The organism is Pseudomonas sp. L7, assembly GCF_046605565.1.
Classification (GTDB): domain Bacteria; phylum Pseudomonadota; class Gammaproteobacteria; order Pseudomonadales; family Pseudomonadaceae; genus Aquipseudomonas; species Aquipseudomonas wayambapalatensis.
On record NZ_CP176784.1, the window covers coordinates 802502 to 825000 of the forward strand.

Annotated in this window: 22 protein-coding genes (1 of these 22 cut by a window edge); 14 read left to right on the plus strand and 8 right to left on the minus strand. The window is 63.0% G+C overall.

Annotation, left to right across the window (positions count from 1 at the left end; all coding sequences use genetic code 11):
• Positions 1-2: 2 nt before the first annotated feature.
• From ACK3BK_RS03820 to dksA, 4 genes are all read right to left on the minus strand, one after another.
• A complete protein-coding gene (locus ACK3BK_RS03820) occupies positions 3-2978 on the minus strand; it encodes a sensor histidine kinase (RefSeq protein ID WP_186711118.1) in 2976 nt (991 codons plus the stop codon).
• A complete protein-coding gene (locus tag ACK3BK_RS03825; protein WP_003250005.1) occupies positions 2962-3138 on the minus strand; it encodes a hypothetical protein in 177 nt (58 codons plus the stop codon). Before ACK3BK_RS03825 ends, ACK3BK_RS03820 begins: the two co-directional genes overlap by 17 nt.
• 156 nt (positions 3139-3294) lie before the next feature.
• Entirely contained in the window at positions 3295-4182 is an 888-nt protein-coding gene (gene gluQRS / locus ACK3BK_RS03830; protein WP_411383754.1) for a tRNA glutamyl-Q(34) synthetase GluQRS, read from the minus strand.
• A 63-nt stretch (positions 4183-4245) separates the two neighbouring features.
• Positions 4246-4692, minus strand: a complete 447-nt coding sequence (gene dksA, locus ACK3BK_RS03835) for an RNA polymerase-binding protein DksA (RefSeq protein WP_054892595.1) — start codon at positions 4690-4692, stop codon at positions 4246-4248.
• Between the two features lie 210 nt (positions 4693-4902).
• Here dksA and ACK3BK_RS03840 point away from each other — a divergent pair, with 210 nt between their 5' ends.
• Both ACK3BK_RS03840 and sfsA read left to right on the plus strand, forming a co-directional pair.
• Positions 4903-6075, plus strand: coding sequence for a pyridoxal phosphate-dependent aminotransferase (locus ACK3BK_RS03840; protein ID WP_411383755.1), 1173 nt, complete (start codon positions 4903-4905; stop codon positions 6073-6075).
• Positions 6075-6788, plus strand: a complete 714-nt coding sequence (sfsA, locus tag ACK3BK_RS03845; protein ID WP_411383756.1) for a DNA/RNA nuclease SfsA — start codon at positions 6075-6077, stop codon at positions 6786-6788. The genes ACK3BK_RS03840 and sfsA overlap by 1 nt, the downstream gene beginning before the upstream one ends.
• Here sfsA and ACK3BK_RS03850 read toward each other — a convergent pair.
• Positions 6778-7095, minus strand: coding sequence for a Rieske (2Fe-2S) protein (locus tag ACK3BK_RS03850; RefSeq protein ID WP_411383757.1), 318 nt, complete (start codon positions 7093-7095; stop codon positions 6778-6780). The genes sfsA and ACK3BK_RS03850 overlap by 11 nt on opposite strands.
• A 149-nt stretch (positions 7096-7244) precedes the next feature.
• Between ACK3BK_RS03850 and ACK3BK_RS03855 the strand changes: the two genes are divergently transcribed.
• The 4 genes from ACK3BK_RS03855 to ACK3BK_RS03870 are packed head-to-tail and all read left to right on the plus strand — an operon-like array spanning position 7245 to position 10839.
• Positions 7245-8129, plus strand: coding sequence for a hemin ABC transporter substrate-binding protein (locus ACK3BK_RS03855; protein ID WP_288375676.1), 885 nt, complete (start codon positions 7245-7247; stop codon positions 8127-8129).
• 50 nt (positions 8130-8179) lie between these two features.
• Positions 8180-9163 (plus strand): FecCD family ABC transporter permease, encoded by a 984-nt coding sequence (locus tag ACK3BK_RS03860; protein ID WP_411384438.1) that lies wholly within the window; start codon positions 8180-8182, stop codon positions 9161-9163.
• Positions 9163-9930: a heme ABC transporter ATP-binding protein gene (locus tag ACK3BK_RS03865; protein WP_411383758.1), complete on the plus strand. Its 768-nt coding sequence runs from the start codon at positions 9163-9165 to the stop codon at positions 9928-9930. The genes ACK3BK_RS03860 and ACK3BK_RS03865 overlap by 1 nt, the downstream gene beginning before the upstream one ends.
• 9 nt (positions 9931-9939) lie before the next feature.
• Positions 9940-10839, plus strand: coding sequence for a ChaN family lipoprotein (locus ACK3BK_RS03870; protein ID WP_411383759.1), 900 nt, complete (start codon positions 9940-9942; stop codon positions 10837-10839).
• A gap of 192 nt (positions 10840-11031) precedes the next feature.
• On the opposite strand, the gene ACK3BK_RS03875 is transcribed toward ACK3BK_RS03870, so the two are convergent.
• The 3 genes from ACK3BK_RS03875 to ACK3BK_RS03885 all read right to left on the minus strand — a co-directional run bounded on the left by ACK3BK_RS03875 (position 11032) and on the right by ACK3BK_RS03885 (position 13455).
• Entirely contained in the window at positions 11032-11310 is a 279-nt protein-coding gene (locus tag ACK3BK_RS03875) for a TfoX/Sxy family protein (RefSeq protein ID WP_186670391.1), read from the minus strand.
• Positions 11311-11446: 136 nt separating this feature from the next.
• A complete protein-coding gene (locus tag ACK3BK_RS03880) occupies positions 11447-11794 on the minus strand; it encodes a pentapeptide repeat-containing protein (RefSeq protein WP_411383760.1) in 348 nt (115 codons plus the stop codon).
• A gap of 98 nt (positions 11795-11892) precedes the next feature.
• Positions 11893-13455 (minus strand): AAA family ATPase, encoded by a 1563-nt coding sequence (locus ACK3BK_RS03885; protein WP_186720401.1) that lies wholly within the window; start codon positions 13453-13455, stop codon positions 11893-11895.
• Between the two features lie 114 nt (positions 13456-13569).
• On the opposite strand from ACK3BK_RS03885, the gene mrcB reads away from it, so the two are divergent.
• The 8 genes from mrcB to msrP form a co-directional block, all read left to right on the plus strand.
• Entirely contained in the window at positions 13570-15891 is a 2322-nt protein-coding gene (mrcB, locus tag ACK3BK_RS03890; RefSeq protein WP_411383761.1) for a penicillin-binding protein 1B, read from the plus strand.
• A gap of 26 nt (positions 15892-15917) precedes the next feature.
• Positions 15918-16697 (plus strand): tetratricopeptide repeat protein, encoded by a 780-nt coding sequence (locus tag ACK3BK_RS03895; protein ID WP_411383762.1) that lies wholly within the window; start codon positions 15918-15920, stop codon positions 16695-16697.
• On the plus strand, positions 16694-17020 hold the full coding sequence (locus tag ACK3BK_RS03900) for a YqcC family protein (RefSeq protein WP_186670385.1): 327 nt from the start codon (positions 16694-16696) through the stop codon (positions 17018-17020). Before ACK3BK_RS03895 ends, ACK3BK_RS03900 begins: the two co-directional genes overlap by 4 nt.
• A 414-nt stretch (positions 17021-17434) precedes the next feature.
• Positions 17435-19159, plus strand: a complete 1725-nt coding sequence (locus ACK3BK_RS03905; protein ID WP_186670384.1) for an acetolactate synthase 3 large subunit — start codon at positions 17435-17437, stop codon at positions 19157-19159.
• A gap of 1 nt (position 19160) precedes the next feature.
• Positions 19161-19652 carry an acetolactate synthase small subunit gene (gene ilvN / locus ACK3BK_RS03910; protein ID WP_003250040.1) on the plus strand — a complete coding sequence of 164 codons (492 nt, stop codon included), beginning with the start codon at positions 19161-19163 and terminating at the stop codon, positions 19650-19652.
• 54 nt (positions 19653-19706) lie between these two features.
• On the plus strand, positions 19707-20723 hold the full coding sequence (gene ilvC / locus ACK3BK_RS03915) for a ketol-acid reductoisomerase (RefSeq protein WP_151926452.1): 1017 nt from the start codon (positions 19707-19709) through the stop codon (positions 20721-20723).
• A 151-nt stretch (positions 20724-20874) separates the two neighbouring features.
• Positions 20875-21726, plus strand: a complete 852-nt coding sequence (gene pssA / locus ACK3BK_RS03920; protein WP_054892580.1) for a CDP-diacylglycerol--serine O-phosphatidyltransferase — start codon at positions 20875-20877, stop codon at positions 21724-21726.
• Between the two features lie 78 nt (positions 21727-21804).
• Positions 21805-22499, plus strand: the 5' portion of a protein-coding gene (gene msrP / locus ACK3BK_RS03925) for a protein-methionine-sulfoxide reductase catalytic subunit MsrP (RefSeq protein WP_411383763.1). Its footprint extends 319 nt past the window's final position; the window shows 695 of its 1014 coding nt (coding positions 1-695); its start codon is at positions 21805-21807; its stop codon lies beyond the right edge, outside the window.

Consider the following 22499-nt stretch of genomic DNA (forward strand, 5'->3'; position numbering starts at 1 on the left):
ATTCAATTCTCTCGACGGTCTCGAATTTCAGGGGACGTCGCTACGACATGCCGGGGCAGGGTCACGCGGATCCGTGTGCCACGTTGCCGATCGAGATCGGCCGGGCTGTCGATGGTGATTTGCCCATAATGCTCTTCCACGATGGAATAGACCAGAGCGAGCCCCAGTCCGGTTCCCTCGCCCGGATCCTTGGTGGTGAAGAAGGGCTCGAACAGGCGATCCATGATGTTCTTCGGAATACCGCTGCCCTCGTCTTCGACGATCAGGTCGACGGTGTGCTCGCTCGCTTCGCTGCGCACACGCACGGCGCTGCCAGCTGGCGAGGCGTCGCGGGCGTTGGACAGCAGGTTGATCAGCACCTGGGCCAGGCGCTGCGGGTCACCCTCGGCCCAGTGGTCCGGGTCACAAAGGTTGAAGAACTGTACTTCGAAATTGCGCCGGTTCAACGCCAGCAGACCGATGGCATCCTGCGCCACCTCGGCCAGCGACACGGGCTCTTCGGTATTCTGGTGGCTGCCGCCGGCGTGGGCGAAGCTCATCAGCGACTGGACGATGCGCGAGACGCGCTTGGTCTGTTCGAGGATCTGGCTCGACAGCTCGATGATCTCGCCGTCGCCTTCGCGTTCCTCGCGCAGGTTCTGCGCCAGGCAAGCGATGCCGGTGATCGGGTTGCCGATCTCGTGGGCCACGCCTGCAGCCAGGCGGCCGATGCTGGCCAAGCGCTCGGAGTGCACCAGCTTTTCTTCGAGGGCCTGGGTCTCGGTGAGGTCTTCGACCAGCAGCACCAGGCCGCTGTTGCCCGGGGCCAGCGGCTCGTCGATGGCCGCCTTGTGCAGGTTGAGCCAGCGCGGCTGGCCGTCCAGGGCCAGGCGTTGCTTGTGCAGGTGCTCGTCGGGAAGGTCGATGAAGCCTTGCAGCAACCCGCGCCAAGGTTCGGCGATGGTCACCAGGCGCGAACCGACCACGTGCTTGGCGGCGATGCCGGTCAGCTCCTCCATGGCTCGGTTCCACATCAGGATTTCCTGGTCCTTGGCCAGCGAGCAGACGCCCATGGGCAGTTCCTGCAGCGTTTGACGGTGGTAGCGGCGCAGCGCATCGAGCTCGGCGGCAAGGCCGGTCAGGCGCGAGTGATAGTCCTCGAGACGGCTTTCGATGAAGTGGATGTCTTCGGTGACGTAGTTCTCGTTACCAGACTTGTAGGGCAGGAAGGTCTCGACCATGTCCTGGGCTACGCTGGGACCCATCAGCCCCGAGAGGTTGGCCTCGATGCGGTCACGCAGGCGCCGCAGGGCGTAGGGGCGGCGTTCGTCGAAGGGCAGGTAGAGGTCGCGCAGGGCCTGCTCGACTTCTTTCTGCGCGGCCTTGGCGCCCAGTGGCTTGGCCAGTTGGGTGGCGAATTCCTGGGGGGAGGCCGCATGCAGTTCACGGCGTTGCGGGCGGCGCACATTGTCGACTGCGCAGGCCTCGGCGGCGCTGACCTCCTCGCTGCTGGCGTTGGTGAACAGCGAGATCAGGGTGAACAGCAGCACGTTGGCCGCCAACGAGGCAATGGCCGCCATGTGCCAGCTTGTGTCGTCCAGCACGTAGATCATGTTCAGCAGCGGAATGTAGAAGCCCTGCACATTGCCCAGCAGCGGCAGCAGCATGGTGACCATCCACACCAGCGTACCGGCCAGCAGGCCGGCGATGAAGCCGCGCCGATTGGCGGTTGGCCAGTACAGTACCGAAAGCACGCCCGGCAGGAACTGCAGCGTGGCGACGAAGGCGACGATGCCCAGGTTGGCCAGGCTCTGGTGGGTATTCTGGGTCAGGTAGAAGACGAAGCCTGCGGTGATGATTGCCACGATCAACGCGCGGCGGGTCCATTTCAGCCAGCGGTAGATGTTGCCCTCGGCAGGGGGCTGGTAGAGCGGCAGCACCAGGTGGTTCAGGGCCATGCCCGAGAGCGCCAGGGTGGTGACGATGATCAGGCCGCTGGCCGCTGACAGGCCGCCGACATAGGCGAGCAAGGCCAGCGCCTCGTTGTTGGCGGCGATGCCCAGGCCCAGGGTGAAGTACTCCGGGTTGGTGCTTGCGCCCAGGCGCAAGCCTGCCCACAGCACCAGCGGCACCGCCAGGCTCATCAGCAGCAGGAACAGCGGCAGGCCCCAGCTGGCGCTGACCAGCGAGCGCGGGCTGAGGTTCTCGGTGAAGGCCATGTGGTACATGTGCGGCATGACGATCGCCGAGGCGAAGAACACCAGCAGCAACGTGCGCCATGGGCCTTCCTGCAGCGGCGTGTGCAGTGCGGCCAGTGCCGTCTGGTTCTGCAGCAGCCAGACTTCCAGTTCGTGCGGGCCGCCGAACACCCCGTACAAGGCGTACAGGCCGATGCCGCCCAGGGCCAGCAGCTTGATCACCGACTCGAAGGCGATGGCGAACACAAGGCCTTCGTGCTTCTCGCGGGTGGCGATATGGCGTGAGCCGAAGAAAATGGTGAAGAGGATGATCAGCACGCAGAAGGCGAAGGCCACGCGCGCCTTGACCGGCTCGCCGGTCAGGATGCTGATGGAGTCGGCCACCGCCTGGATCTGCAGGGCCAGCAACGGCAATACGCCGATCAGCATGATCACCGTGGTCAGTGCCCCGGCCCAGGTGCTGCGGAAACGGAACGCCAGTAGGTCGGCGAGGGAGGAGAGCTGGTAGGTGCGGGTGATCTTGAGAATCGGGTAGAGCAGCACCGGCGCCAGCAGGAAGGCCCCGGACACACCCAGGTAACAGGCGAGGAAGCCATAGCCGTACTGGTAGGCCAGGCCTACCGAACCATAGAACGCCCAGGCACTGGCATAGACGCCCAGCGAGAGGGTGTAGGTCAGGGGGTGGCGGATGACCGAGCGCGGGATCAACCCGCGTTCGCTGACCCAGGCCACGCCGAACAGCACCAGCAGGTAGGCGGCGCTGATCAGGATCATCTGGGTCAGGCTAAAGCTCATCGGCATCTCGTTGGCTCTGCAGGATGAAGGTGACGACGATCAGGATCAGCCAGAGCAGATACGGGCGGTACCAGGCTCCGGTCGGTTCGATCCACCAGTCCATGATGGCCGGGGAGAACAGATAGATCCCCACGACCAGAAGCAGGACCAAGCGATAGATATACATGCGGGCCTCGATGGCAGGGCGCTGCGGGTTTGAGCTTCTTATTATTGGCGCAAATGGCTGGGGCGATGCTAGCGGGATTCTGGGGTGTTCGCCAAGGGTTTGAATTCGTTGGGGTTTTGAATGTGCGCAGCTTGCCCCGCAAGAGGGCCGGCCGCGTCAGCGCAAATCCGCCTCCGGCACCGTCAACTGCTGTGCAATCGCCCCAGGTTTCCACTGCCTGCGCGCCACCGTCAACACCTCGGCCGGACTGGCACCTTCCAGCGCAGGATCACTCGCCTGCCCCAGGGCTCGTAACGCCCGCAACAGCAGCGGCGTGGCCTGGTCCGCCTGCAGCGGTGGTGAACGGTACGATTTGCCCAGCTTGTGCCCATCCGGCTGCACGATCAACGGAATGTGCAGGTAGCGCGGCTGCGAGAACCCCAGCAGTTCCTGCAGGTACAGCTGGCGCGGGGTGTTGTCGAGCAGGTCGGCGCCGCGCACGATGTCGGTCACGCCTTGCCAGGCATCGTCCAGCACCACTGCCAGTTGATAGGCATACAGCCCGTCGCGGCGCTGGATGACGAAATCCCCCACCTCGCGTCCAAGGTGCTGCTGGAATTCCCCCTGCACACGGTCGTTGAAGCGGTAGAGCAGTTCGGGCACCCGAATGCGGATGGCGGCATTTTCGCGGGCATGGCCAGCGTTGCGGCAGAAACCGGGGTAGATGCCGCCGTATCCTTCCAGTTGCTTGCGCGAGCAGGTACAGGCGTAGGCCAGGCCCATGCTGAACAGGCGATCGACCACCGTGGCGTAGGCCTCATGACGCTGACTCTGGAACACCACTTCGCCATCCCACTCCAGGCCGTAGCGTTCGAGGGTCTGCAGGATGGCGTCACGGGCGCCGGGCATTTCCCGGGGCGGATCGGTGTCCTCCATGCGCAGCAGCCAGCGCCCGTCGACGGCGCGGGCATCGAGCCAGGAGGCGAGGGCGGCGACCAGCGAGCCGAAATGCAGGAAGCCACTGGGGGTGGGGGCGAATCGCCCGATATAGCGGGAGTCGTTCATGGATGTGCTGGGCATATAAATGAAACGGGGCGCTCGATGCGCCCCGTTCGGAGGGAAGAAGGATCAGCCCTTGCCGACTGTCTTTTCCTTTTTCTCGGCAATTTCCTTGCAGTCGAAGCACAGGTCTGCGGTGGGACGGGCTTCCAGTCGGCGCAGGCCAATCTCGATGCCGCAGGAGTCGCACCAGCCGTATTCTTCGTCCTGGATCTTCTGCAAGGTCTTGTCGATCTTCTTGATCAGCTTGCGTTCACGGTCGCGGTTACGCAGCTCCAAGGCGAACTCTTCTTCCTGGCTCGCGCGGTCCGCAGGGTCCGGGAAGTTGGCGGCTTCGTCCTTCATATGGGTCACGGTCTGATCGACACTGGTCATCAGCTCGAGCTTCCATGCACCCAACAGCTTGGTGAAGTGCTTGCGCATGGGTTCGCCCATGTACTCTTCACCCTTGGTTTCCTTATAGGGCTCGACACCGTACATGGTCTGATTGGTTTTTTGCTTTTCTACGGTGGACATGAATAGACCGCCTCTCACTCATCTGATCCAATGCGCAGGATGCTCCATCTCCGGCGACCGCCGGCCCTGCGACTGCGAGCCGCCGAACTTACCAGATAGATCGGGGGTGCGCTACCCCGCCCGATCCGAGGTATTGACAGCAACCTGCGTCGCCCGTTCGGTGTTTCTCGACAGTAGAATCACCAGTTTAGACCCAATTGAGAGAAGGTCATGGCCCACTCCTACAGTGCGCGCAGCCGCGCCATCGAACCCTTCCATGTCATGGCGCTGCTGGCGCGTGCCAACGAGCTGCAGGCGGCAGGCCATGACGTGATCCACCTGGAGATCGGCGAGCCGGACTTCACCACGGCCGCGCCGATCGTCGAAGCCGGGCAGGCCGCGCTCGCTGCAGGGCATACCCGCTACACTACCGCCCGTGGCCTGCCTGCGTTGCGCGAGGCGATCGCAGGTTTCTACGGCCAGCGTTATGGCCTGTCGGTGGATCCCGAGCGCATCCTTGTGACGCCTGGCGGTTCCGGCGCGCTGCTGCTGGCCAGCAGCCTGCTGGTGGATCCGGGCAAGCATTGGCTGCTGGCCGACCCAGGCTACCCGTGCAACCGCCATTTCCTGCGCCTGGTCGAAGGCGGCGCGCAGTTGGTGCCAGTAGGGCCGGAGGTGAATTACCAGCTCACCGCCGACCTGGTCGACCGGCACTGGGACAAGGATACCGTCGGTGCGCTGGTGGCTTCGCCCGCCAACCCGACCGGCACCGTGCTCGACCGCGAGGCCCTGGCCAGCCTGTCCCGGGCCACCCGTGAGCATCACGGGCATCTGGTGGTGGACGAGATCTACCATGGCCTGACCTACGGTATGGATGCGCCGAGCGTGCTGGAGGTGGACGATGACGCCTTCGTCCTGAATAGTTTTTCCAAGTATTTCGGAATGACCGGCTGGCGTCTCGGCTGGCTGGTCGCACCGCCTTCGGCCGTGGCCGACCTGGAAAAGCTGGCGCAGAACCTCTACATCAGTGCGCCGAGCATGGCCCAGCATGCTGCGCTGGCGTGCTTCGAGCCCGGCACCCTGGCCATCTTCGAGGAACGCCGCGCCGAGTTCGCCCGGCGTCGCGACTACCTGCTGCCCGCCTTGCGCGAGCTCGGTTTCGGCATTGCCGTGGAGCCGCAGGGCGCCTTCTATCTATACGCCGACATCAGTGCTTTCGGCGGCGATGCCTTCGCTTTCTGTCGTCATTTCCTGGAAACCGAGCATCTGGCCTTCACGCCCGGGCTGGACTTCGGCCGCCACCAGGCCGGGCATCACGTGCGCTTCGCCTACACCCAGAGCCTGCCGCGCCTGGAAGAGGCGGTGCAGCGCATTGCCCGTGGCCTGCGGAGCTGGCAACCCTGATGCGTTTCCTTCCCGAACTCGAGCGAGCGCGTCTGCTGCGCCGCTACAAACGCTTCCTGGCCGACATCGAGCTGGCCAATGGCGAACAGATGACCATCCATTGCCCGAATACCGGCTCCATGCTCAATTGCATGCGCGACGGCGGGCAGGTCTGGTTCAGTCGTTCCAACGATCCCAAGCGCAAGCTGGCGGGCACCTGGGAGATCAGTGAAACGCCTCAGGGGCGCCTGGCCTGCGTCAATACCGGCAGGGCCAATGCCCTGGTCGAGGAAGCCCTGCGCGCTGGCGTGATCACCGAGCTGGCCGGGTTCGCCGCGCTCAAGCGTGAAGTGGCCTATGGCGAGGAGCGCAGTCGCGTGGATTTTCGCCTGGAGTTCGCCGAGGGCCCGGCCTATGTCGAGGTCAAGAGCGTGACCCTGGGCTATCCCGACACCGCGGTGGCGGCCTTCCCTGACGCGGTGACCCAACGCGGCGCCAAGCATCTGCGCGAGCTCGCTGCATTGGCCCGCCAGGGTGTTCGCGCCGTGCAGCTGTATTGCGTCAACCTCACCGGCATCGAGGCGGTACGCCCGGCCGAAGAGATCGACCCTGGTTATGCCCAGGCACTGCGCGATGCGGTGGCCGATGGTGTCGAGGTGCTGGCCTATGGTGCGCGCCTTGATGCCGAGCAGATCATCATCGATCGCCGCCTGCCGGTATTGCTCAACCCTTGAGCCAGATGCCCTGGCTGTCTTCGTGGCAGTCCAGGGCCTGCAACGACTCGCCCTCGCAGGGGCCCGACACGCATTCGCCGGTTTCGATCAGGAACAGCGCGCCATGATGGGCGCAATGAATCAGGCTGGCGCTGTCATCGAGAAAGCTGTCCGGTGCCCAGTTCAGCGTGATGCCGCGATGCGGGCAATGGTTGCGGTACAGGTACACCCGGCCCTGGCGGCGCACGCCGAACAGCGTTTCACCAGCTACGCTGAAGGCGCGGCTGCGGCCTTCGGCGAGGGCTTGGGAGGAGCAGAGGAAATGCATTGCAGATAAGACTCTTGAAACCAATGGTGGCTTGACGCTTCAATGCGAATAATTATCAAATTGCCCGCATCCACTGCGCCAGCCCGTCCATGGTGCGCAGTTCCGTCAGGTGCCACAAGGTGTCTGGCCGCCTTCTGCAAAGGAACCCGATGATGCGCCGTCCTGTTGCCCTGATCGCCTTGTGCGCCGGTCTTGTCCTTTCCTCCCCGTTGCTGGCCGCCGACCTGCCGCAGCGCTGGGTCAGCGCCGGTGGGGCACTGAGCGAATGGATCAGTGCCCTGGGCGGCGAGGCGCGGTTGGTCGGCGTCGATACCACCAGCCAGCACCCGCAGTCGCTCAAGGCACTGCCGAGCATCGGCTACCAGCGTCAACTGTCAGCCGAGGGTATCCTCAGCCTGCGCCCGGATGTACTGGTCGGCACCGAGGAAATGGGGCCGCCACCGGTGCTGGCGCAGGTACGCGGGGCCGGGGTGCGTGTCGAGCTGTTCTCCAGTGAGGCCGACCTGGCGGCAGTGGACCAGAACCTCAAGCACCTGGGCGAGCTGCTCGGTGCGCAGCAAAAAGCCAGTGAGCTGAGCACTCGCTACCACCAGCAGCTCGATGCGCTGCAGGCAAAGATCAAGCAGGCCCAGGCCGGTCAGAAGGCTCCAGGTGTGTTGCTGCTGGTCGGTCATGCCGGTGCCAAGCCATTGATCGCGGGGCAGGGCACCTCGGGCGACTGGCTGTTGCGTCAGGCTGGGGCGCGCAACCTGGCGGATCACCAGGGGTACAAGAACTTCTCTGTCGAAGCGCTGGCCGCGCTGGATCCGGACGTGGTGGTGTTTTCCGACCGAGCACTGGACGGCGAGCAGGCGCTCAAGGCGCTGCTCAAGGAAAATCCGGCGCTGGCCGCTTCGCGTGCGGTACGCGACAAGCGCCTGGTGTCACTCGATCCGACGCTGTTGGTCGGTGGCCTCGGCCCGCGGCTGCCGGCCACCTTGCATGAGCTGGCCGGTGCTTTCTATCCCGCAGCCAAGGCCAGCCTCAACCAATGAAGCAGCGGGTCCAGCCGCGTACGCTGTTCATCTGCCTGACATTCCTGTGCCTGCTGGCGGTGTGGCTGTCGTTGGCGCTGGGGCCGGTCAGCTTGCCGCTGACCGATATCCTGCGCGCCGGATTGCGGCTGCTGGGGATGCCCATCGACCGGACGGGGCTTGAGCAGGCTGAGCTGATTCTTGGGCAGATCCGCCTGCCGCGCACGCTCCTGGGGCTGGCCGTCGGTGCGGTGCTGGCGCTGTCCGGTGTGGCCATGCAGGGGCTGTTTCGCAACCCGCTGGCCGATCCTGGCCTGGTCGGGGTTGCCAGCGGCGCGGCGCTCGGCGCTGCCGTGGCCATCGTCGGCGGCGCCTGGCTTGGGGGCATACCGGAGTGGTTCGCACCCTATCTGCTGTCGCTCTGTGCCTTCATCGGCGGGCTTGGTGTTACGGCATTGGTCTATCGCCTGGGGCGGCGCAATGGTCAGACCGACGTGGCCACCATGCTGCTGGCCGGTATCGCCATGACCGCCCTCGGCGGCTCGGCGGTCGGGCTGTTCACCTACCTGGCCGACGACGCCACCTTGCGCACTCTGACGTTCTGGAACCTGGGCAGCCTCAACGGCGCCAGCTATCAGCGCCTGTGGCCACTGTTGCTGGTGGCACTGGGGGTAACCTTGTGGCTGCCGCGCCGGGCGCAGGCGCTGAACGCGTTGTTGCTGGGCGAGTCGGAGGCGCGTCACCTGGGTATCGATGTAGAAGGGCTCAAGCGTGAACTGGTGTTCTGCACTGCCCTGGGTGTCGGCGCAGCAGTGGCGGCTGCGGGCCTGATCGGCTTCATTGGTCTGGTGGTTCCGCACCTAGTGCGTCTGGTTGCGGGGCCTGATCATCGCGTGTTGTTGCCCGCGTCATTGCTGGCGGGGGGAACCCTGCTGCTGTTCGCTGATCTGGTGGCTCGCTTGGCGTTGGCGCCGGCGGAGCTGCCGATCGGGATCGTGACGGCCTTCATTGGCGCTCCGTTCTTCCTGTTCCTGCTGGTCAGGAGGGGGCGCTGATGCTCGAAGTCAAAGGCTTGTCGCTCAAGCGCGGCGGCACCGAGGTGCTGCACGGTATCGACCTGCACCTGCGGCCTGGGCAGGTGCTGGGCGTGCTCGGCCCCAACGGGGCGGGCAAGAGCAGCTTGCTGGGGGCATTGTGTGGCGAACTGGCGCCGAGCCAGGGGCACGTCCTGCTGCAGGGGCGAGCGCTGGCGCACTGGCCGGGGCAGGAGCGTGCGCGACGCCTGGCAGTGTTGCCGCAGGTGTCCAGCCTGGGCTTTGCCTTCAGTGTCGAAGAGGTGGTGGGCCTGGGCCGTTTGCCCCACGGCAGTGGCCAGCAGCGCGACCGGGAGATCGTCGAGGCGGCGCTGAAGGCGGCCGATGCCTGGCACCTGGTCGAACGCAGTTACCTCGCGCTGTCCGGCGGCGAGCGTCAGCGTGTTCATCTGGCCCGGGTGCTGGCGCAACTGTGGCCAGGAGAGGAGGGGGCGACGTTGCTGCTCGATGAGCCGACCTCGGCCCTCGATCCGCTGCACCAGCACACCACGTTGCAGGCGGTGCGCAGTTTTGCCGACCGCGGCGCAGCGGTGCTGGTGATCCTGCACGACCTGAACCTTGCCGCGCGCTACTGTGACGCTATTCTGCTGCTGGAACAGGGTCGCAGCCACGCGCTCGACACACCGGCCCGGGTGCTGACGCCACAGGCGCTCAAGGCAGTATTCGGTATCGATGTGCTGGTGCAGGCCCATCCGGAGCGCGGCCATCCGCTGATCATCACCCGCTAGGAGCCTTCGATGCGCTATCCCTTGCTGTTCGGCCTGTCGATGGGGGTGTTCTTGACCATGGCGGGTTGCCAGGTGCATCGGCCTGCGCTGCCAGCGTTGCCGGCCTGGCAGAGCAGCCAAGGGTTGAACGAGCCGACGCTCGGCCAGATACAGGCGTTGCCCAGTGGCCGTGTCCTGACGCCCGATGAGCTGATTCGGGCGCTGAGCGATGTGCCGCGAATACTGATCGGTGAAAAACACGATAACCCCGATCACCATGCGCTGCAGCGTTGGCTGCTGCAGGCCTTGCAGGCCGTCAGGCCACAAGGCAGCGTGGTGCTGGAGATGCTCCAGCCTGCGCAGCAGCCCCTGATCGACAAGGTGCAGCGTCAGGCGCAGCTACCGAGCGACTTGCCCACAGCGCTGGACTGGCAGAAGGGTTGGGATTGGCAGATGTACGCGCCGATCGTGCGTGAAGCCCTGAAAGGCCCTGGGGTTTTGCTGGCTGGCGACCTGAGCCCCGAAGCAATGCGTGAGGCCTATCGCCGACAGCCCGTCCTGACTGGCGTGCGGTCGAATGCACCGCAGGTAAAGGCTGCCTTGCTCGAGCAGGTGCGTGAGGGCCATTGCGGGTTGCTGCCGGAAAGCCAGTTGCCAGCCATGTTGGTCATCCAGCAGCAAAGGGACCGACATATGGCCGAGCGCCTGCTGGCGGCACCGCAGCCTGCACTTTTGCTGGCCGGCGCCTATCACGCGCGCAAGGACCTGGGTGTGCCGCTGCATCTGGCTGATCTGCAGGCGCAGGGCGAAACCCGCGTGCTGCTGCTGGCCGAAGTCGGGCAGAAGGTCGAGGCAGGAATGGCGGACTATGTGTGGTACACCGCGGCGCTGCCTGAGCAGGATTACTGTGCCCAGTTGCGCGGTGGGTAGTTACCACGGGCAGCTTCCCGATTTGCAGGCAAAAAAAGACCCGGCAAATTGCCGGGTCAATAACCGTGATTAGCCTGATGAGGAGATAATCTGAGAGTCCGAACCAGGGGCTTTCAGTTTATCCAACCAGTCTCGCGACCAGTTGTGATAATCATAACGATTCTCATTTGGAGGTCAATACCCTTTCTTCGATTATTCTGCTTTTTTTTGCGGCGGGGTCTTGGCATCCAGTTGCTGGTTCAGTGCCTGCTTGCGTTCGGCGGGCAGATCGTTCCAGTGCATATCCAGCAGTGCGCCCTCGATGGCGTACAACAACACTTTCGAAGCGCGGAAGCCCCGCGTCCTCACGGCCTGGTAAGCCCCGACCGCGCCCAGGCGGCGCAAATCCGAAGCGCTGTGGATACCAGCGGCATGCAACCATTGCGCAGAGGTCTTGCCTAGATTCTTCAGATGCTGCAACTCATCGTTCATCGAGCCTCCTTGCGATGGCCGAACGGGTCTGTGGATAAATCGCGAGCAGGTCAGAGAGGAGTGTAGCGGGGCTGGGCGAATACGCGGCCTTTTGCCATGTGCGGGCGACGGGATGCTGTGTCCAGAAATGTCAGGCTTAGCCTTTCGGACGATAACGCATGCGCGTACCGAACTTCAGGGACATGAGGATTTCGTCAGCGCTCAGGTCGCCCGGGAAATAGGTCCCGGAGATCTGTGCGTGGGAGATGCTGGCGCCTTCCATGCCCGTTTCGCGCAGATCCAGCCCACGCAGGTCGGCGGCATGAAAGTAGGCGTCGGTGAAATCGATGCCGCGTACATCGAGGTTGCGCAGGTCAAGGCCCCGGAAGTCACCACCGCGAAAATCAATGGGGCCGTCGACTGGCTTCTCGCGGTTGAAGGTGGCGATCTGTTCATCGCGCACCAGGGTGTACAGGGCGTTGTCCAATTGCCGGGGCTGGTTCATGACGGCGCCTCCTCAGGGGTGTGATGATATTGTAATGCCATCACTGAGGTGGCGCCGAAGATCAGGCGCGAACTGTGGACTGCTTCACGCCTTGCAGGTCAGAGACCGGGCAGGCGCTGGCGGATCTGCTCGATAAGTTGGTCCATGCTGGCGCTTTCATGGGTGTCGACGCGCTTGCCATGCGCGGCCTCCTCTTCGTCCAGTGGGTCGCGGTTGGCTTGCTGGGCCTTTACCACTTCCAGGGTGGCGTCGGACGGATCGACATTTTCTGTCTGACGCTGCTCCAGCCAGCTGATGATGACCGCTTCGGGCGCCTGGCAGTCGAGGATCAGGAAGGGGACACCAGTGCTGTTGGCCACTTCCGCTGCGGCCTTGCGCTGCTCGCGCTTGAGATAGGTGGCATCGAGCACGACAGGGAAACCGGCGCGCAGGATGGTCGCTGCCAGCTCGTTCAGGCGCTTGTAGGTGGCAGTGCTTGCGTCCTGGTCATAGATGCCCGCTTGCAGTTGGCCGGAGTTCTGCGCCTGCTGCTCGCCGTACAGCCGCTTGCGCTCGACATCCGAACGTACGCGGATTGCCCCCAGCGACTCGACCAGGCGCATCGCCACATGGCTCTTGCCGACGGCGGACACGCCATGGGTGATGGCCAGCAGGCGCGAGGGGATGGCGCTGTAGCTCTCTGCCAGGTTGGCGTAGTTGCGATAGGTGCGCAGGGTCGTGGCGCGCTGCACGCCGTCGGCATCGGGCGACAGGCTGAACAGGGCAACCTTGGCGCGTACCAGGGCGCGGTAGGCCTTGTAGAAATTCAGCAGTTCCAGGCCTTCGTAGTCGCCGGTCAGTTCCAGGTACTGGCTGACGAAGCGCCGTGCCAGGCACTTGAGGCCGCGGTCTTCCAGGTCCATGGCCAGGAATGCGGTATCGGCGTACACATCGGTCAGGCGGAACGGCTCGTTGAACTCGATGCAGTCGAAGATCACCACCTTGCCGTCGATCAGGGTGGCGTTGCCCAGGTGGATATCGCCGTGGCATTCGCGGATGAAGCCATTGGCCTTGCGCGCCTCGAGCAGGCCATGCAGGCGCTTGAAGCTGTCCTGGGCCCAGGCTTGCAGGTTATCCAGTTGCTGCAGGTCGGCCTTGTCGGTGAGGAATGGGCGGATCTGCTCGAAATTCTGCTCCACCGGCGCCATTACCGCTTCCGGGGTGCCCAGCGCGTGCTCGACTGGCACTTTCGGCGCTTGCAGGTGGAACTCGGCGATCTGTCGGGCCATCTGGTCAATGTGGCCGGCATTCAGCTCACCGTTGGCTTGCAGGGTGCTGAGCATCTGGCCTTGGGGGAACTGACGCATCTTCAGGGCGAACTCGATCGGCTCACCTTCGCCACCGAGCTGCGGTGCTTCGGCACTGCCGGTGATCGGCAGCACTTCCAGGTACAGGCCCTCGGTCAGGCGCTGGTTCAAGCGCAATTCTTCGTTACAGAAATGCTGGCGCTGGTCCAGGCCAGTGAAATCGAGGAAACCGAAATTCATCGGTTTCTTTATCTTGTAGGCATATTCGCCAGTGAGCAGAACCCAGGAGATGTGTGTCTCGATGAGCTGGAAGCCTTCTACGGCGTGGGGGTAGAGGGCGGGGTTCTGCAGCGCGCTGATCAGGGCTTGGCTCACGGAGATCCTTCCGGGGTAAGGGAATTCGGAGGCGACATTATGGTCAATGGAGCCGCCCCTGCCTACCGCCTGAGGGCGTCCCCTGCCTTTGCAAAGTGCGTATAATCCGCCGCCATGACTCGTACCCGAAATTCCCGAACCCCCAAGAAACGTCCGCCCAGCCGCTCCCGCGCCTGGCTGGGCTGGGCACTCAAGCTCAGTCTGGTCGGTCTGGTGGTGATCGCCGGCTTTGCGGTCTACCTCGATGCCGTCGTCCAGGAAAAGTTCTCTGGCAAGCGCTGGACCATCCCGGCCAAGGTGTATGCCCGGCCGCTGGAGCTGTTCGTCGGCCAGAAGCTGAGCAAGGATGATTTCCTCACCGAGCTCGATGCCCTGGGCTACCGTCGCGAGGCAACGGCCAATGGTCCGGGCGAGGCCTCGGTCAACGGTGGCAATGTCGATCTGAATACCCGCGGCTTCCAGTTCTACGAGGGCATGGAGCCTGCGCAGTTCGTGCGTGTACGCTTCTCCGGCGACTATGTCGCCGGGCTGGCGGGGGCCAACGGTGGCAAGCTCGACGTGGTTCGCCTGGAGCCGCTGATGATCGGTGGTATCTACCCGAAGAATCTCGAAGACCGCATCCTGATCAACATCGACCAGGTGCCGCCATACCTGCTGGAGACCTTGATCGCCACCGAAGACCGCGATTTCTACAGCCACTTCGGTGTTTCGCCCAAGTCGATCGCGCGGGCTTTGTGGGTCAATACGTCGTCCGGGGCCATGCGCCAGGGCGGCAGTACGCTCACGCAACAGTTGGTGAAGAATTTCTTCCTGACCAACGAACGCAGCCTCAGCCGCAAGCTGACCGAAGCGATGATGGCCGTGCTGCTGGAAATGCACTACGACAAGCGCGAGATTCTCGAAGCCTATCTGAACGAAGTCTTCGTCGGTCAGGACGGCCAGCGCGCGGTGCATGGTTTCGGCCTGGCCAGCCAGTTCTTCTTCAGCCAGCCGCTGTCGGAGCTCAAGCTGCACCAGATTGCCCTGCTGGTGGGCATGGTCAAGGGACCGTCCTACTACAACCCGCGCCGCTACCCTGAGCGCGCTCTGCAACGGCGCAACCTGGTGCTCGACCTGCTCGCCGAGCAGGGCGTGGCCAGCCAGGAAGTGGTCGATGCGGCGAAGAAGATGCCACTGGGCGTGACCAAGCGCGGCAGCCTGGCCGACAGCTCCTTCCCGGCCTTCCTCGACCTGGTCAAGCGCCAACTACGCCAGGACTATCGCGACGAAGACCTGACCGAAGAAGGCTTGCGCATCTTCACCAGTTTCGACCCGATCCTGCAGATGAAGGCCGAAACCGCGATGAGTGAAACCTTCAAGCGCCTGGCCGGCCGCAAGGGCGCCGACGAGGTCGAGTCGGCGATGGTGGTGACCAACCCGGAAACCGGCGAAGTGCAGGCGCTGATCGGCAGCCGTCAGTCGGGCTTCGCCGGCTTCAACCGCGCCATCGACGCGGTCAGGCCGATCGGTTCGCTGGTCAAGCCGGCGGTCTACCTGACGGCGCTGGAGCAGCCGAGCAAGTACACCCTGACCAGTTGGGTGCAGGACGAACCGTTTTCGGTCAAGGGCGCCGATGGCCAGGTATGGCGCCCGCAGAACTACGACCGGCGCTCTCACGGCACTATCTACCTGTATCAGGGGCTGGCCAACTCCTACAACCTGTCCACCGCCAAGCTGGGCCTTGAGGTGGGCGTGCCCAACGTCATCAAGACCATCGGCCGGCTGGGTGTCAAGGTCGACTGGCCGGCGTTCCCGTCGATGCTGCTGGGCGCTGGCGGCATGTCGCCGATGCAGGTCGCGACCATGTACCAGACCATCGCCAATGGTGGCTTCAATACACCGATGCGCGGGATTCGCAGCGTGCTGACCGCCGAAGGCGAGCCGCTCAAGCGCTACCCGTTCCAGATCCAGCAGACCTTCGATCCGGGTGCGATCTACCTGGTGCAGAACGCCATGCAGCGGGTAATGCGCGAGGGTACAGGTCGCTCGGTGTACAACGTGCTGCCGAACAATCTGACGTTGGCGGGGAAGACCGGTACCAGCAACGACTCGCGCGACAGTTGGTTCTCAGGCTTCAGCCAGGACCTGCTGGCAGTGGTCTGGCTCGGCCGCGACGACAACGGCAAGACCCCATTCACCGGTGCTACCGGTGCATTGCAGGTCTGGACCAGCTTCATGCGCAAGGCTGACCCGCTGCCGCTGGACATGCCGCAGCCGGATAACGTGGTGAAGGCCTGGATCGATCCGCACAGCGCCCAGGGCTCCGACGGTAGCTGTCCGGGAGCGGTGCAGATGCCGTATATTCGTGGGAGCGAACCGCCTGCCGGTACTGCCTGCGGTGGCGAGCAGAATCCTGCCGAGTCGGTCATGGACTGGGTCAAGGGCTGGATGAATTGAGCGGCCTGTATTGAAGAGGGTGTGAAGTGAACAAGTGGTGGTTTCCTGCCTTGACGGCGCTGGCCGTGCTGCACGGCTGCGCCAGCGTCCCGCGTGGCGCCATTCCGGTGGTTGATTCGAGTACACGGGTCTCGAACAGCGAGCGTGTCACGGCCAACCGTGGCGCGCCGGTCTACTCCGGCAGCAATGGTACGTCCCAGGCCCAGTCCCTGCCTGAAGATTCCGGGGTCACGGTGATGATCCCGCAGGGCGCGGGTGCATCGCCGATCCAGACCTTCCCGGCGCAAACCGGTTCTGCACCGCTGAGCACCGGGCCGATCACCCCAGGGCCGGTCAGCAGCGGCCCGATCACCACCAACCCCAATCCGGCAGGTGATGAACCTTTCGACATCGCGTCGATGAACAGTGCGCCGACCGCTGCCACGCGTGCGCCTACCGGTATCCCACGCAGCAACGGCGGCGGGTTGTCCGCCGATGAGCAACTGGACGGTCCAGTCCTGGCATTGCTGACCACCGCCCAGCAGCAGCAGGGCAGTGGCGACCTCAACGGTGCTTCGTCCAGCCTGGAGCGCGCCCAGCGCATCGCACCGCGTGAGCCGCAGGTGCTGTTCCGCCTGGCTCAGGTGCGTCTGTCGCAAGGTGATGCTGCACAATCCGAGCAACTCGCCCGCCGGGCACTGACGTATGCCAACGGTCGTCCTGATCTGCAGGCCGAACTGTGGAACATCATCGCCCAGGCTCGCGAGAAACAGGGTGACAGTGCCGGCGCCGCCCTGGCACGGCAGAAGGCGCGGACCGCGTCGTGATGGAACAGCGCATTCTCGATATTGCCGACCACCTGCTGCTGATCGAGCGCGAGCTTCAGGTCCGTGGCTGGTGGGACCATGAGCCACCCAGCGCAAGCGCCCTGGCCAGCACCGTGCCGTTCGCGGTCGATACGCTTTCGTTCGAACAGTGGCTGCAGTGGATTTTCCTACCGCGCATGAAGCTTATTCTTGAGCATGGTCACCCTTTGCCTAATGCATCGGGGATCCTGGTCATGGCCGAGACGGTATTCACCGACCGTCCGGAAGAAAGCCGCGAACTGCGGCGCCTGCTGGCAGCATTCGATCAATTGATCGCTGCTTGAGCCTGATTTCTTCTCTTTTTCCTTCAAGGGCCGCAGATTGTGGCCCTTTTTTATGGAAATCTTTGCTTTCCTGCTGCTGGCGTCGTTTTTCGTGGTGGTAGGAATTCATCTCAGGGAAAAATTGGCAATAATTTTTCTTGACTTGAGGGCGGCGAATCAGAAGAATCCAGTTTCCGCTGTAGGGGGACTGCCAGAAGCAGACCCGCTAGGCAGATCATGAGGCGCACACCCGCGCCGACTCGCTACACCCCGCAACGCGTTACCTCGCGCTGGGTGGGAAAACCCCGCAACACTCTGGGGCGCTCCCAATACTTGCTCAGTCAGTGCTGACGTTCGCTCATGCTCTGCTTGGCAGTAAACCTATTAAGACCCGCCCGGATGGGGCGGTATTCTGGCGTTTTAGAGGTGAACAACGTGGAGCTTTTATCTGGCGCTGAGATGGTCGTCCGCTTCTTGCGTGACGAAGGCGTTAAGCACATTTACGGGTACCCTGGTGGTGCTCTCCTTCATGTTTACGATGCCCTGTTCAAGGAACCGGAAGTCCAGCACATCCTGGTTCGTCATGAGCAGGCTGCCACGCACATGGCAGACGGTTATGCCCGTGCCACCGGCAAGGCTGGCGTGGTCCTGGTGACCTCCGGTCCCGGTGCGACCAACGCCATTACCGGTATCGCCACCGCCTACATGGATTCCATCCCGATGGTCATCCTGTCTGGCCAGGTGCCCAGCACCATGGTCGGCACCGATGCCTTCCAGGAAACCGACATGATCGGGATCTCCCGGCCGATCGTGAAGCACAGCTTCATGATCAAGAACCCGACCGAGATCCCGGAAGTTCTGAAAAAAGCGTTCTACCTGGCGCAATCCGGTCGCCCAGGTCCAGTCGTGGTCGACATTCCAAAAGACATGACCAACCCGGCCGAGAAGTTCGAGTACGTCTACCCGAAAAAGGTCAAGCTGCGCTCCTACAGCCCTGCGGTCCGTGGCCACTCCGGCCAGATCCGCAAGGCCGCCGAGATGCTCCTGGCCGCCAAGCGTCCGATCGTCTACTCCGGCGGCGGCGTGATTCTCGGTGGTGGCTCCGAAGCCCTGACCGAAATCGCCAAGTCCTTGAACCTGCCGGTCACCAACACCCTGATGGGGTTGGGCGGCTTCCCAGGTACCGATCGCCAGTTCCTCGGCATGCTGGGCATGCACGGCAGCTACACCGCCAACCTGGCGATGCACAATGCCGACGTGATCCTTGCTGTTGGCGCGCGCTTCGACGACCGTGTGGTCAACGGCCCGGCCAAGTTCTGCCCGAACGCCAAGATCATCCACATCGACATCGACCCTGCGTCGATCTCGAAGATGATCAAGGCCGACGTGCCGATCGTGGGGCCGGTCGAGAGCGTGCTCAGCGAGATGCTGGCCATCTTCAGGGAGATCGGCGAGAAGCCTGAAAAGGCGGCCCTCGATACCTGGTGGAAGCAGATCGATGAGTGGCGCGGTGACCGCGGCCTGTTCCCTTACGACAAGGGCGACGGCAGTGTCATCAAGCCTCAGCAGGTCATCGAGACCTTGTGCGAAGTGACCAATGGCGACGCCTTCGTCACCTCCGACGTAGGTCAGCATCAGATGTTCGCGGCGCAGTACTACCGCTTCAACAAACCCAATCGCTGGATCAACTCCGGCGGCCTGGGCACCATGGGCTTCGGTTTCCCGGCAGCCATGGGCGTCAAGCTCAATTTCCCGGACCAGGACGTGGCTTGTGTCACTGGCGAAGGCAGCATCCAGATGAACATCCAGGAGCTGTCCACCTGCATGCAGTACGGCCTGCCGGTGAAGATCGTCAACCTGAACAACGGGGTGCTGGGCATGGTTCGCCAATGGCAGGACATGTCCTACAACGGTCGTCACTCGCACTCGTACGTCGAGTCGCTGCCTGACTTCATCAAGCTGGCCGAGGCCTATGGCCATGTGGGTATCCGCATCACCAGCCTCAAAGACCTCAAGCCAAAACTGGAAGAGGCCTTTGCGATGAAGGACCGCCTGGTGTTCATCGACATCGCGGTCGACCGGACCGAGCACGTCTACCCGATGCAGATCAAGGACGGCTCGATGCGTGACATGTGGCTGAGCAAGACGGAGCGTACCTGATATGCGGCACATCATTTCCCTGCTGCTGGAAAACGAACCTGGTGCCTTGTCGCGCGTGGTCGGTCTGTTCTCCCAGCGCAACTACAACATCGAAAGCCTGACGGTTGCACCAACCGAGGACCCGACCCTGTCGCGCCTCACCCTCACCACCGTGGGTCATGACGAAGTGATCGAGCAGATCACCAAGAACCTGAACAAGCTGGTAGAGGTGGTCAAGCTGGTCGACCTGTCGGAGAGCGCCCATATCGAGCGCGAACTGATGCTGGTAAAGGTCAAGGCTACCGGCGCCCAGCGCGCCGAAATCAAGCGCACCACGGATATTTTCCGTGGGCAGATCGTCGATGTCACCGCCAGTGTGTATACCGTGCAACTGAGCGGCACCAGCGATAAGCTGGACAGCTTCATTCAGGCGATCGGCACCGCTTCGATTCTCGAAACCGTGCGCAGCGGCGTCACCGGCATTGCCCGTGGCGACAAAGTACTCAGCATCTAACTTCACCAATTAGCGAAGGTCCTGCGGGGCCAAGATATAACCAGGGGTATTTCCATGAAAGTGTTCTACGACAAAGACTGCGACCTCTCCATCATCCAGGGCAAGAAAGTCGCCATCATCGGTTACGGCTCCCAGGGTCACGCCCAGGCGTGCAACCTGAAAGACTCCGGTGTAGACGTTACCGTCGGTCTGCGTAAAGGTTCGGCCACCGTTGCCAAGGCAGAAGCCCATGGCCTGAAAGTCGCTGACGTCGCTACCGCCGTCGCTGCTGCCGACCTTGTCATGATCCTGACCCCGGACGAATTCCAGGGCACCCTGTACAAGACCGAGATCGAGCCGAACATCAAGAAAGGCGCCACCCTGGCCTTCTCCCACGGCTTCTCGATCCACTACAACCAGGTCGTTCCGCGCGGCGACCTCGACGTGATCATGATCGCGCCGAAGGCTCCGGGCCACACCGTGCGCTCCGAGTTCGTCAAGGGTGGCGGCATTCCTGACCTGATCGCGGTCTACCAGGACGCTTCGGGCAACGCCAAGAACGTCGCACTGTCGTACGCTGCTGGCGTCGGCGGTGGCCGTACCGGCATCATCGAAACCACCTTCAAGGACGAGACCGAAACCGACCTGTTCGGCGAGCAGGCCGTTCTGTGCGGCGGTACCGTAGAGCTGGTCAAGGCTGGCTTCGAAACTCTGGTCGAAGCAGGCTACGCGCCTGAAATGGCCTACTTCGAGTGCCTGCACGAGCTGAAGCTGATCGTTGACCTCATGTACGAAGGCGGCATCGCCAACATGAACTACTCGATCTCCAACAACGCCGAGTACGGTGAGTACGTGACCGGTCCTGAGGTCATCAACGAAGAATCCCGCAAGGCCATGCGCAACGCTCTGAAGCGCATCCAGGACGGCGAATACGCGAAGATGTTCATCAGCGAAGGTGCTACCAACTATCCTTCGATGACCGCCAAGCGTCGTAACAACGCCGCCCACGGCATCGAAATCATCGGCGAGCAACTGCGCTCGATGATGCCGTGGATCTCGGCCAACAAGATCGTCGACAAGACCAAGAACTGAGTCTTGCCTCGATAGATTAAAAACGCGGCTTCGGCCGCGTTTTTTCGTTTAGGCAGTCAGCTTCTGGTATAAAGCGACCAGAGATCTGCCGTTAGAACCTGTTTCGCCGGCCTCTGTCGAACTTATTCCACCCAGTTGCAAGGTGCATTTCATGAGCGAACGTCCCGAAGAGCCGAACAAGCCCTCCGACGCCGAAAGCCTGCTACCTGTCGATGAGCATGTTGAGGAAGGTCACGACGCCGAAGGGCGCAAGGTCCGGCATCGCGGTATCTACCTGCTGCCCAACCTCTTCACCACCGCTAACCTGTTCGCCGGTTTCTACTCGATCATCAACTCCATCAGTGCGCAGAGCGCCCTGAGCGCGGGTGATCCGCGCGAGGCGAGCAAGTACTTCGCCTTCGCTGCGATCGCCATCTTCGTCGCCATGGTCCTGGACAGCCTCGATGGCCGTGTGGCGCGGATGACCAACACGCAAAGCGCCTTCGGTGCCGAGTACGACTCGTTGTCGGACATGGTTGCCTTCGGTGTGGCGCCTGCGTTACTGGCCTTTGGCTGGGCGCTGGGCGACATGGGCAAGGTCGGTTGGATGGTCGCCTTCATCTATGTGGCCGGTGCCGCGTTGCGTCTGGCGCGTTTCAACACCCAGGTCGGCACCGCCGACAAGCGCTACTTCATCGGTCTGGCCAGCCCGGCCGCGGCAGGTGTGGTCGCCGGTACCGTGTGGGCCTTCAGCGATTACGGTATCCAGGGTTCAAAACTGTCGTTCCTGGTGGCGCTGCTGGTGGCGGCTGCAGGCATGCTGATGGTCAGCAACATCAAGTACAACAGCTTCAAGGAGCTGGATCTCAAGGGGCGCGTACCCTTTGTTGCGATTCTGGCCGTGGTGCTGGTGTTCGCCGTGGTGTTCAGCGATCCACCACGGATTCTGCTGCTGATCTTCCTCGGCTATGCGGTTTCAGGCCCAGTGCAGTACTTGCTGCGCGGTCGTCGTCGAAAAGTCTGAAAAAAGATTTAATGCTGGAATAACCCTCCGGCTCCATAGTCTTACTGGTACATCCGCCACCAGTGCTGTGGAGCCGCCATGCTCATCAAGCTTCCCAAGTCGTCCGATTGCAACGAATCGGACGTTACCCCTGAAAGTGTCTATTTCTCTCGCCGCTCTGTATTGGGTGCCTCTCTAGCCGGGTTTGCGTTGGGCGCTTTGCCTGTGCTCGGCCAGGCCGCCGAACCTTCGCGCTATGCCGACGTGGAGGCGGGTTCGACGCCTGGCTGGTTCAAGGACAAGCTCGGTGCGACGCGCTGGCAAGCCGTGACGGTCAAGGATGAGGCAATCACGCCATTCAAGGATGCTACCCACTACAACAACTTCTACGAGTTCGGGCCCGACAAGGGGGACCCGGCGGCCAATGCCGGCAGTCTCAAGACCGAGCCCTGGAGCGTGGTGGTCGATGGCGAGGTGGGCAAGCCCGGGCGCTACGCGCTGGAAGACTTCGTCAAGCCCCTGCAGCTTGAGGAGCGTATCTACCGGCTGCGTTGCGTCGAGGCCTGGTCGATGGTCATTCCCTGGCTGGGCTTTCCGCTGTATGAGGTACTCAAGCAGGTCGAGCCGACTTCGAAGGCTCGTTATGTTCGTTTCGAAACGCTGCAGGATCCCAAGAGCATGCCGGGTCAGCGCTCGGGCTTTGCGCTGATCGACTGGCCCTACGTGGAAGGATTGCGCCTGGATGAGGCGATGAATCCGCTGGCTATCCTGGCGGTGGGCATGTATGGGCGCGA